This window comes from Clostridium sp. C2-6-12, from assembly GCF_009928485.1.
Classification (GTDB): domain Bacteria; phylum Bacillota; class Clostridia; order Clostridiales; family Clostridiaceae; genus Clostridium.
The window spans coordinates 20,590-32,258 of the sequence record NZ_JAABNP010000047.1 but is presented as its reverse complement, the minus strand read 5'-3'; the positions used below and the strand labels follow the sequence as shown (position 1 = coordinate 32,258).

At 26.5% G+C, this 11,669-nt stretch carries 12 protein-coding genes; 10 read left to right on the top strand and 2 right to left on the bottom strand.

The annotated features are described in order from the left end of the window. Positions 1-406: 406 nt before the first annotated feature. Positions 407-1,633, bottom strand: coding sequence for an MFS transporter (locus tag GXK56_RS24825; RefSeq protein WP_160692532.1), 1,227 nt, complete (start codon positions 1,631-1,633; stop codon positions 407-409). A 171-nt stretch (positions 1,634-1,804) separates the two neighbouring features. Further along, on the bottom strand, positions 1,805-2,341 hold the full coding sequence (locus GXK56_RS24820; protein WP_243156257.1) for a hypothetical protein: 537 nt from the start codon (positions 2,339-2,341) through the stop codon (positions 1,805-1,807). 387 nt (positions 2,342-2,728) lie between these two features. Between GXK56_RS24820 and GXK56_RS24815 the strand changes: the two genes are divergently transcribed. The 10 genes from GXK56_RS24815 (at position 2,729) to msrA (ending at position 11,642) form a co-directional block, all read left to right on the top strand. Next, positions 2,729-3,538 (top strand): DUF2935 domain-containing protein, encoded by an 810-nt coding sequence (locus GXK56_RS24815; RefSeq protein ID WP_160692528.1) that lies wholly within the window; start codon positions 2,729-2,731, stop codon positions 3,536-3,538. Positions 3,539-3,730: 192 nt separating this feature from the next. After that, positions 3,731-4,426, top strand: a complete 696-nt coding sequence (locus GXK56_RS24810) for a response regulator transcription factor (protein ID WP_160692526.1) — start codon at positions 3,731-3,733, stop codon at positions 4,424-4,426. Next, the gene (locus GXK56_RS24805; RefSeq protein WP_160692524.1) at positions 4,427-5,362 is read left to right on the top strand and encodes a sensor histidine kinase; all 936 of its coding nucleotides are present in this window, start codon (positions 4,427-4,429) and stop codon (positions 5,360-5,362) included. A gap of 213 nt (positions 5,363-5,575) precedes the next feature. Next, positions 5,576-6,499 (top strand): ABC transporter ATP-binding protein, encoded by a 924-nt coding sequence (locus GXK56_RS24800; protein ID WP_160692522.1) that lies wholly within the window; start codon positions 5,576-5,578, stop codon positions 6,497-6,499. Then, positions 6,492-7,190 carry an ABC transporter permease gene (locus GXK56_RS24795; protein WP_160692520.1) on the top strand — a complete coding sequence of 233 codons (699 nt, stop codon included), beginning with the start codon at positions 6,492-6,494 and terminating at the stop codon, positions 7,188-7,190. Before GXK56_RS24800 ends, GXK56_RS24795 begins: the two co-directional genes overlap by 8 nt. Before the next feature lie 83 nt (positions 7,191-7,273). After that, the gene (locus tag GXK56_RS24790; RefSeq protein ID WP_160692518.1) at positions 7,274-8,035 is read left to right on the top strand and encodes an AraC family transcriptional regulator; all 762 of its coding nucleotides are present in this window, start codon (positions 7,274-7,276) and stop codon (positions 8,033-8,035) included. A 110-nt stretch (positions 8,036-8,145) separates the two neighbouring features. Next, complete coding sequence (locus GXK56_RS24785) at positions 8,146-8,454, top strand: DUF6506 family protein (RefSeq protein ID WP_160692516.1); 309 nt, start codon at positions 8,146-8,148, stop codon at positions 8,452-8,454. A gap of 252 nt (positions 8,455-8,706) precedes the next feature. Continuing rightward, positions 8,707-9,333, top strand: a complete 627-nt coding sequence (locus GXK56_RS24780; RefSeq protein WP_160692514.1) for a GyrI-like domain-containing protein — start codon at positions 8,707-8,709, stop codon at positions 9,331-9,333. 543 nt (positions 9,334-9,876) lie between these two features. After that, positions 9,877-10,896 (top strand): DUF3800 domain-containing protein, encoded by a 1,020-nt coding sequence (locus GXK56_RS24775; RefSeq protein WP_202127943.1) that lies wholly within the window; start codon positions 9,877-9,879, stop codon positions 10,894-10,896. Positions 10,897-11,168: 272 nt separating this feature from the next. Next, entirely contained in the window at positions 11,169-11,642 is a 474-nt protein-coding gene (gene msrA / locus GXK56_RS24770; protein ID WP_160692512.1) for a peptide-methionine (S)-S-oxide reductase MsrA, read from the top strand. Positions 11,643-11,669 lie beyond the last annotated feature (27 nt).

The following is an 11,669-nucleotide window of genomic DNA, read 5'->3' as shown; positions in this document are numbered from 1 at the left end:
TAGCGCCGATGGTACTGCACGGGTGACTGTGTGGCAGAGTAGGACGTTGCGAGGTGAATAGAAAGAAAAAGATAGTTATAGTGACTATCTTTTTTCATGTGTTAATGAAGTAACAATTTAATAAATAAGCAAATAGATTTTACAGTTAATTTTGTAATATTATTTTTAGAAATTTTATTTAAGGACAAGTTTTTAATACTAAAAATTCAATTAGTATTCACAAGACTTAGCTTCTTTGAAGTACTGATTATTACATATATAAAGATATATCAAATTACTATTACAGGTAATTTGATATATCTTATTTTATTTACGCAATTATTATTTAAAATTCTATTTGTTACTTATTAAAATCACAAATATATGTATTTGGATAATTGTAATAAACTAAATTCTAATAGCAAATTTAATTTTTACAATTTTCGAATTTATCTACATTTAAAATTGAAGGAAAGAGTTTCATCCAAAGCATTACAACTACTATGGTTCCAATGCCTCCAATTAGAGTTGCTGGGACTGTTCCAAATAAGGAAGCTGTAATGCCAGATTCAAATTCGCCAAGCTGATTAGATGTACCTATAAATATCATATTTACCGAACTAACTCTTCCTCTCATATTATCTGGAGTTTCAAGTTGAACAAGTGTAGAACGAATGACAACACTTATTACATCAGATGCTCCTAATGCAAAGAGTGCTAGGAAGGATACAATAACAGATTTAGAGATAGCAAATATAATAGTTGATAAACCGAAGAATATAACTGCTATAAACATGGTTCTTCCAACATTCTGCTTTAAAGGTTTTTTTGAAAGATAAGCAGACATTAATAAAGCACCTAGAGCAGGAGCTGATCTTAGAATGCCAAGTCCTAAAGAACCTATCATAAGAATACTACTTGCATAAATTGGAAGCAATGCAGTAGCACCGCCAAATAATACTGCAAATAAATCTAATGAAATTGCACCTAATATAATAGGCTTGCTTTTAATAAAAAATATTCCTGCAAATAGGGTTTTTAAACTAGTAGGTTCTGGCTTAAATTCTTCCTTTTTAATTAAAATTTGTGATATAAGAAATCCTGAAATTAAATATAAAATACCAGTTAAAGTATAAACTGATGTTGATCCAAAAGTATAAAGTATACCACCAACTGCTGGACCTATAATAACTGCAAATTCTGAAACGGAGGACATTAAGGCAGAAGCCCTTGGGAAAACTTCTCGATTTACAATATTGGGTAATAAAGCTTGCATTGGAGGACCTTCAAAAGAATGTGCTACTGCTACAAAGAAAATTATTATAAGAAATCGTTCTTTAGTAATCCAGCCATTAAAACTTCCAAAAGCTAAAATTAAAATGAATATACTTTGAGTCCATTGGCTTATTGTTATTATTTTCCTACGGTCATATCTATCAGCTATATGACCAACAAAAAGTGAAAGAAGAAGCATGGGCAAAAATTGAACTAATCCAATAAGACCTAAGTAAAAAGCAGAATTAGTTAAGGAATACATTTGCCAGCCAATGGCTACAGTAAGCATTTGATAGGCAAAATTAGTTGATACCCGTGCTGCCATTAGCCTTCTTAAGGATTTGTTTTCTAATAGGGCTGAGTTTGTGAGTGAAACCATAATATCAAGACCTTTCTATTAATAGTATTATAAAATAAGCTTGCATAATTACATAATTACATAATACAAATGAATTATACTATAGAATTATTCTGCGGGTAATAATTAAATTAAGGTAAAACTATAACTTATATATTATTAACATTTGAGTATAAAACGTATATGCCTGATTTAAATATTAAGTGTAAATGGATTAAATTTAATAGCACTATTATATTGAAATGGATAAAATTGTTTTAAATGTGACAGATATTTTATCCATTGAACTGTTAAAGTTTTATATACTCTTATTAGATCTCCTTTAAGATGAATGCAATCATCATGGCTAAGTTCAATTTTATGTTGTATAAATAATATTTCATCTCTTAAATGCATTAATGCCATAAGTAAATCTGTAAAGGTTTCGTGTTCTAAAATATTTTCATTAGCAATAAGAGTAGATAAAATTTCTCTGCTACCAATTATAAGTTGTTTGAGTTTAGGATAATCTATAAGTTCAAAATTAATATCATGATCATAGGCTGAGAATTTGCTTGTACATGATTTTATATCGTTAAAATCTAAATTTAAAAGATTAATTTTTGTATCTCCAGCAGCTATTAGTTTTAATAGGTTAAAACCAACATCACTAAAGAATAGTCCTACTAACATATTTAGTTTATTCAAACGATCAATTTTAGCACGTCTATCTTCTAGTTTTTCAAACACGAGAGTTACTCCAAGGATATTAATAGGTATAAAGCAAAGACTCATTAATGAATAATAAATGGTATTTTCTAATTGACCAAATATAAGATAATGAAAAAGAAACATAATAAAAGATGTAAAAATTAATATAAATGATACAAATAAATAGTGTTTAAAATTTTTCATATATACTCCTTTTAAATAATTTATTTAATCTACAATAGGCTAATAATTAAAATCCCACTAACTAATATACAGTAGAAGGAGATAAAAATAAAGAATTACCTCATAATATGAATTCAATTAATTAAAACTTATATCTTAAAAGGTAAAAAAATAAATAAGTATCAAATCACATAATATTTGAATAAAATAACTATTGGAGAAAAAATTCTTTGGAGGGTTCACTTGGAAATTAAGAATATTAAAGAAATATCACTTTGGGAACATAATTTTTGGCTACAGATATTAGGAGATCATTCGCGATTTATTTTAAATGCTCTTTCACCAAAAGAAACTCAGTTCGTTCAACAAGCGGTCAGATTTATAAATTTATTTGATGATTTATTAAAGGAATCACATAAACAAATTTCAGATGAAAAATTTCATGATTTAAACTATAAAGCTTATTCAGCAGCTATGGAAATAAGAGAATTAAAATTAAATATTCTTTCAAAGCAAATTTATGAGAAAATAGATATTAACCTTCCACCTACTTTTATAAATCATATGATCAATGAATTAGAAGAATATATTTGTATTTTAAACAATTTAATTAAGGGAGACGTATCTGTTACCAGAGATATTCAGCTTCATATGCTTTGGCTTCCTGACGGAGTTGGTCATGCTGATTCAATAGCAAGTACCTTAGATATGACTCAAAAAGAGTTAATTAAGAAGAGCAAGGAATATTCGAAATTATTTACAAATTTATATTTAGCCCTATTGGAATATAAAGGATATACAAGAACAGGTATTTGTGAATTTCCTGCATTAAATAAACTGAATGTGAATGCAAGCGATGTAATGAGCTGTTTTAAAAAGTTCCTAAAAGAATTAGAAGTGGGAATCTTAGAAAAAGAGATAATTGGCACACTTTCACCACTAATGGCTGATCATATGTTTAGAGAAGAATGTTATTACCTAACAAAGCTTGCAATGGTAGCTGGAACAAAGAATCCAGCATGTGATCCAACAAAACCTAGAATAGAAGGATAAAATTTTAAGATAAAAGATAAAAATTAAATCAATTGTGAAAGCCTTTCCTTTCAATAAATAGACAAAAGAAGGGCTTTCAAGTATATTAAATAAAAATATGATAACATAGCTATGGATAAACTTCCCACTTTCACAATTTATGTGATAAAATTGATATAAAGTTACAGATTTTGAAATAGGGGTAATATAAAAATGAATAACAAGATTTTAATTATAGAAGATGATATATCTATTAGTGAAATGGTCAAAAGTTATTTAACTAAGGAAGGCTTCATAGTAACTACAGCATTTGATGGGGAAGATGGTATAGTTAAGTATTTGAATGATGATTTTGATTTAATTGTCCTTGATTTAATGATGCCTAAACTAGATGGTATGGAAACTCTAAAAATAATTAGGGGAAAAAGTTCAGTCCCTATTTTGATTATGTCGGCAAAAGATAGCGATGTAGATAAAGCAATTGGACTAGGTTTTGGTGCAGACGATTATATTACCAAGCCTTTTTCCATGATTGAAATTTCTGCTAGAATTAATGCTGGAATTAGGAGAGCAACAAAATATTCTGGAAGTCAAAAAGAAGAAAAGGTGCCAGTAAAGCTGGGCAATATTACTATAGATTTAGATAATTTTTCGGTTATGAAAAATGGACAGCCAATTCAACTAACTTCTAAGGAATTTGAAATATTAAAACTATTTATAAATAATCCCAATAGAGTATTTACTAAAGCTCAAATTTATAGCTATATTTGGAAGGAAGAATATTATGGAGATGAAAATGTAATTAATGTCCATATGAGAAGAGTTAGGGAAAAGATAGAGGATGATCCATCAAATCCTAAATACATAAAGACTTTATGGGGTATAGGCTATAAATTGGAGGGTAACTAAATGACTATTTTATTGTTATTAGTTATTGCTATTTTAATTTGTATAGTAATTTTGCAGTACAAATCAAAAATAGAAAGAAGTAATGATTTAAAATACATTCAAAATAAACTTAATATGATTATGAAGGAAAATAGTGAGCAAAAGCTCTTAGTGGTTACGGATGATATAGAAATTAAAGAATTACTTATTGTTATTAATAATCTATTAGAATTTACTCAAAAGGTATTAGCTGATTATAGAAAAAAAGAAATATCCATGAGCAAAATGCTTTCTAATATTTCTCATGACTTGAAAACCCCTCTTACAGTAGTACTTGGATATATTGAAACAATAAAATTAGATGAGAATATATCAAGTGAGGAAAGAGAAGTTCTACTTTTAAAAGTTCATAATAAAACCCTAGAAGTCATCGAACTTATTAATAAATTTTTTGATTTAGCAAAGCTGGAATCTGGGGACAAAGAAATACAATTAACAAGAATTAATATTAATGAAATGTGTAGGAAAAATATATTAGACTTCTATGACAATTTAACAACGAAAGGATTTCAAGTGGATATTCAAATTCCAGAAGCGCCAGTTTATGCGCTTGGAAATCTTGAAGCTTTAGATAGAATAATGAATAATTTAATTTCTAATGCAATTAAGTATGGAAGTAATGGTAATTATTTGGGAATGAACTTAAGCTTTGACGATGAATTTGTTTATGTAGAGATTATTGATAAAGGGAAAGGCATAGATGAAAGTAATGTTGAAAAAGTATTTGAACGCATGTATACTCTCGAAGATTCCAGAAATAAATTCTATCAAGGAAGTGGACTTGGGCTAACAATAACTAAAAGGCTTGTTAATAAATTGAGAGGAGAAATTATTCTTAAAAGTAAACCTTATGTGAAGACCAGTTTTATAGTCAAACTAAAGAGAATTAATTATTAATATTAAGCTAATAGTTTTTATACATAAACTTGATAAAAAAGATAGCAGAAATTTAATTTTAATATAGAGAATAAATATAAATTTAAAGGTGAGATGCTAATTATTGAGCATCTTATTTTTTGACTTAAGAAATAAGTAAGAATTGGTTAATAAAAAAGAGAAGTTTATATCTTATTATATAGATACAGTAGATAAAGAAATGAGGGAGTATATATGAAGTATATATTAAGAACTACTAATTTATCAAAAAATTTTAAGGATAAAGAAGTTATTGAAAATGTAAATATGAATGTTAAAAAGGGAGAGATATATGGGTTTCTAGGTCCTAATGGAGCTGGTAAGACTACAATAATGAAGATGGTAGTAAATCTTATTAAGCCAAGTGTAGGTGAAATAGAGGTTTTTGGTGAAAAGCTTACTGATAAATCTTATGAAACTTTAAAAAGAATGGGAAGTATTATAGAATACCCTGTATTTTATGATAAGTTAACGGGGAAAGAAAATTTAGAACTTCATTGTGAATACATGGGATATTATGATAAGAGTGCTATTGATAAAGCTTTAGATTTAGTTAATTTAAAAGGAATAGATAGGAAACCTGTTAAAGAATTTTCTTTAGGAATGAAGCAAAGGCTTGGAATAGCTAGAGCAATTATAACTAAACCAGAATTATTAATACTTGATGAACCAATAAATGGTCTTGACCCAATTGGGATTAAAGAAATGAGAGATATTTTAAGAATGTTAAATAAGGAATATAATATAACAATCTTAATATCCAGTCACATTTTAGGAGAAATAGAGCAAGTTGCAGATACTATAGGAATAATAAATAATGGAAAATTAGTCAGGGAAGTATCTATGAATAGCATTAGAGAAGGAAATTTGGAATATATAGAAGTTACTACTAAGGATTGTACTAAAGCAGCATTTATTCTAGAAAATGATCTTCAGATTTCAAATTTTAAAATTATTGATAATACATTTATTAGAATTTATGATTTGAAGTTATCTCAAAAGGATATTTCAAAGGCTTTAATATTAAAGGATGTTGAAATTGAAGCTATAAGCAGAAAAAATAATTCACTAGAGGATTATTTCTTAAATTTATTAAATGGGGGAAAAGCAAATGTTTAAATTGATAAAATTAGAATTTAAAAAGTATAAAATCATGGGAAATATAAAAGGTATATCAATAGCTAATTTAATTATTCTTGGATTTTTACTCATGTCTATATTCGGAACGAAAGCAAATAATGAAATGATATTTAATACTTGGGATGACACATTTCTGTTTACAAGTATGTTTGTAAGGATTACCTTTTCAATTTATGCAGGAGTTTTAATTTCAAAATTAATAATTGGAGAATATAAGAATAAAACAATAAATATTTTATTTACCTATCCTATCAATAGAAAAAAAGTTATGATATCAAAATTATTTATTGTAGCTGCATTTGCTTTTGTATCTATGATAATATCTAATATATTTATCAGCACCATGTTATATATTTTGAATATTTTTATTAATTTTACTAATAAGCCTTTGACTATGGAGGTTTTAATACCTAATTTAATAAATATTATTTTATATTCACTTATATATTCATTAATTAGCTTAATTCCGGTATATATCAGTAAGTTAAAAAAATCAGGTTCTTCTGCAATTGTAACTGCGGTTATATTGATAAGTATATTAAATAGTGGTAATGCTGGACATACCTTGAGCAGTATTATTGTAATTCCAATATTTTTTGCAATCTTAGGGTTGGTTAGTTCCTATTTATTTATAAGAGATATTGAAAAAGTAGATGTTCCTAATTATTAATTACAACCTGATATTTTGTTTATTTCCCTTAAGTTGTATAATACAATGAAAGGGAAATGATTTTTTAGTTGGAGAAATATAATATGAAAAATAGTATTAAATTTTATGAAAAGGGCTCTGTAGAAATTTTATATGGTAAAAGTAACCATTGCTTTCCACTTCATAGCCATGAAAGTTTTTGTGTAGGTATAATTGAAAAAGGGGAAGCATTATTTAATATAAATAACAGTAAGAAAGTACTTAGAGAGAAAATGATTTTTATAATTCCATCAAATACGGGAATTTCTATAAATGCTGATTGCGAATATAATTACATAACAATATGTTTTAAAAATGAATTAAAAAAGCTAGTAGAAAATATTCATTTTAATAAATATTTTATTCAAATGAATTTGGGTGATGAAATACTATACATATGTGATATTTTCAAAAGGAATAATGATGAAGAGGAATTATTAAATTCAACTTTGAAAATAATTTCTAGTGCTATAAATAAGGATTCTTCATTACAACGGGATAAAACATATGAAACAGTTTTAAGGGTTTCTGAATATATAAAGAAACATGCTTCTGAAAAATTTGATTTAGATAAATTAGCAAAAACATTTTACTTATCTAAATATCATTTAATTCGTACTTTTAAAAAGGAAATGGGAGTGACTCCAAATCAATATTATTTGCAAGCAAAAATGAGAATAATTAAAGCTGAAATATTTAATATTGAATCTGAAACAGATTTAGCTGTAAATCTTAATTTATCAGATCAAAGTCATATGTGTAAAATATTTAAAAAACAAATGGGAATATCAATTCAAGATTATAAAAAGAATTTCATGCGTAAGTGAGCAATATTTTACAATTCACTTTTATGATCATATGTTACTATATGTTTGTACTTAAATATTAAGGATAAAGATAATAATTCATAGTAACATTTTTAAGGGGGAATTTAGAAATGAAAGTTAATGCAGCATTTATATTTGTGGCACCAGAGGTGGATTATAAAACTCACAGAACTGTTGTAGATACACCAGTTGTAAGTTTAACTGTAGTAGGAGTGAAAAATTATACTGAAGCAGTTGAAGTGGCAAAGGAATTAGTTGAACAAGGTGTTAAAGCTATAGAACTTTGTGCTGGTTTTGGAAATGAAGGAATAGCACTTGTTAGTAAAGCAGTAAAAGGAAAAGCTTCTGTTGGGGCTGTTAAATTTGATCATCATCCTGGATTTGATTTCAAAAGCGGAGATGAAATATTTAATAGTTAATGTATAACAATATTTATTTCTATTAAAGTTAAGAAATATATTATTTTTACAACTTTTATACTTATGTTCCTAATATAAATAGTAATATTAAGTATTATATATTAGCATGTTATTGGAAATGGAAAAAGCTTAGTACTTAAAATGTATTAAGCTTTTTTGTAGATATTAAGATATTTATATAAAATACACTAAATAAGACATACTGCTGTCATATTTTATTTGATATATTAAAATATAACAGGAGGTAGAGTAATGAAATTTGAATGGAAGAAGCAAGCTAAAGAATTGTATATGCCCAAAGAAAAGGTCCAATTATTAACAGTTCCAGAATTTAATTTTTTTATGATTAAAGGAAAAGGAAATCCAAATCATGAACAATTTTCAGAGGCAATAGGTGTTTTATATTCTCTTTCTTATGCTGTAAAGATGATGCCCAAAAGTGGTATAACTCCAGAAGGATATTTCGAGTACACAGTATTTCCTTTAGAAGGAATATGGGATATGAGTGAAAAAGGAAGGCAGGAAGCTACAATTGACAAGAATGAATTTATATATACGATTATGATTCGCCAGCCTGACTTTGTAACGAAAGAAATTGCAGAAAAAGCAATTGAAATAGTAAAAAAGAAAAAGCCTCATCCATTATTAGAAGAGGTGATTTTTGATAAAATAGAGGATGGATTATGCATACAAATACTTCATGTTGGGTCATATGATGATGAACCTGGCAGTTTTGCGATTATGAAAAAGTATTGTGAAGAAAATAATTTGAAAAGAGTATTTAAAAATCATAGAGAAATATATATTACGGATGCACGAAAAACTGAAAAAAATAAATTAAAAACCATTTTACGTTATAGGGTAAAACCCAAAGAATAAACTATAAATTATTAAATTTTCTGATATAGAACAAAGGAGCACTACAAATGATTAAATTTTAATCATTTGTAGTGCTCCTTTTCACTTTAAAGTAACAAATATCACATCAATTATAATAAATAAATTGAGTGTAGTCATTTATTTAAATTATATAAAATAAAATTCTAAATAGATTTTACATAACATATATTTATTTAGTGCTATGTAAATTTAACTATAATTAAATAAAAATAGTCATTTTGTAAACATGTTAATTTATTGAAAATTTTGTTAAAAAAATAAAGGGAAATTTAAATTAATGTAGAATAAATATATAATACTAAAATTAAGAAAAATAGGAGGTGTGAGGATGGATTAGATAAATAAATTTAATGGGTAAAATGGGTTTAAATTATATTTCCTTTGCACAATAACGTTAGCATCAAAAGTATATGCAGAATTTATAAAAATAGAAAAGCTATACCTCATAAAGACTTAATAAACTAATTGAAAAAAATTAGAAAATGCGTTTACGGAATATTTGTTAAAGGGGAGAAAAAAAATATGGGTAAAAGATATGTTATGTTTGTGGATGAGAGAGGATTTTTAAGTACGGGTGCAAATGATAATCTATCAATGGTAGGGGTTGCTTTTGAATATGATTATTGCATTGAATCAAAAAATAGACAATGTGAATTAAGCAAAAAGCTAAATGAATTTAAGAATGAGTTGTTTGATAATAGCAGTATTCCATTAGATGATATAATGCTACAAGAAAATGTTTATAACAATATTGATAAGATGCAAAGAGCTCAATTTGTTAATGGATTACCACAATTATTTAAAGGTTTAAAGTTTACAGTTATTTCTTCTACTATAAAGAAAGATAAAAATGGTATAGATGATTCATATTCAAAATTAGTTAGTGCAATGTTAAAAAAATATCATTCACTAATATTGAAGAAGAATGCAGACTGTGGCGGTATAATACTAGAAGCTAGAAAAGGTGAAGAAAGTCATAAAATTCAACAAAGCTTTTTTGACATATACAATGAGAGAATTAAAAGCTTATGTACATTGGAAAATAGTCAAGATAAAATTAATACCTTTATTGTATGCGAAAAGACTAATACTACGTATGGGTTGGGAATACAAGTGTTGAATGTGTTAAATAATGTACTTTACAGAGTTTCTAATGGATTGAGAGATGTTGATAGGAAGTTAATATCATATATAGAATATGGTAACAAGAATAAAATCTTTGATTCAATTAACCATAAAATATATAAAGATAATCAAATAGATGTTTCAATTAATGAATTACAAGGTGCTGCTTATAATAACATAGAATCATTCAGCAAGGAATTAGATTCATTAAAGGATGAAATAAAATTTAGAGATAAGAGAATTAGTGAAAAAGAAAAAGAAATTAACGATTTAACTGAAGCAATTCAATTACTAAATAAACAATTAGAAGAAGCTTTATTAAGTAGGAAAAGTGATAGTATAATATTCCAAATTCTTTCAGATATAGATTTTAAAATGAAAGGACTTGAAAAGAAATCTATGGCAGCAAAGCATTAGATTAATAAACTGATGGGTAAAATTTACTTTATTGAATATATAAGCTCCCCAGAAAATTTTAATTGATTTTAGCTCTCTTAAAGTATAGCTGCTTTAAGGGAGCCTTTTTGATTTTTATGAAAGATAAATTTATTATCCAATGAATCTTTAGAAAAATATCTATACTGATTTAATTGTTGGATATATAATATTGTTACAAGGAATAATAAACAATAATGAGGTTTTCAAGTTAAAGTTTATAAATATATAAATTTAAGGTAGGAGATGATAAGATGAAAAAAATAATTTTAGGCGGCGGATGTTTTTGGGGTGTAGAAAAGTTTTTTTCTATGATACCAGGAGTAATAAAAACTGAAGTTGGATATGCTAATGGAAAAACTGAAAATCCAACTTATGAAGAAGTATGTAAAAATGATACAGACTTTGTAGAGGTTTGTTACATAACTTATGACGAAAACTTAGTTTCATTAGAAGTGTTGCTAGATAAGTTTTGGAGTGTAGTTGACCCAACAACAGTTAATATACAGGCTGGTGATGTTGGAACTCAATATAGAAGTGGAATTTATTATCTTGATGAATCAGATTTAGAAATAATTAATAAAAGTAAGGCTAAAATTCAAGAACAGTATAAAGAAACTGTGGTTACTGAAGTTAAGCCTTTAGAAAAATATTATAAAGCAGAAGAATATCATCAGGATTATTTGGAAAAGAACCCAACTGGGTATTGTCATATAAAATTTAATTAACAAAAAAGAGAATTCAAAAAGTATGAG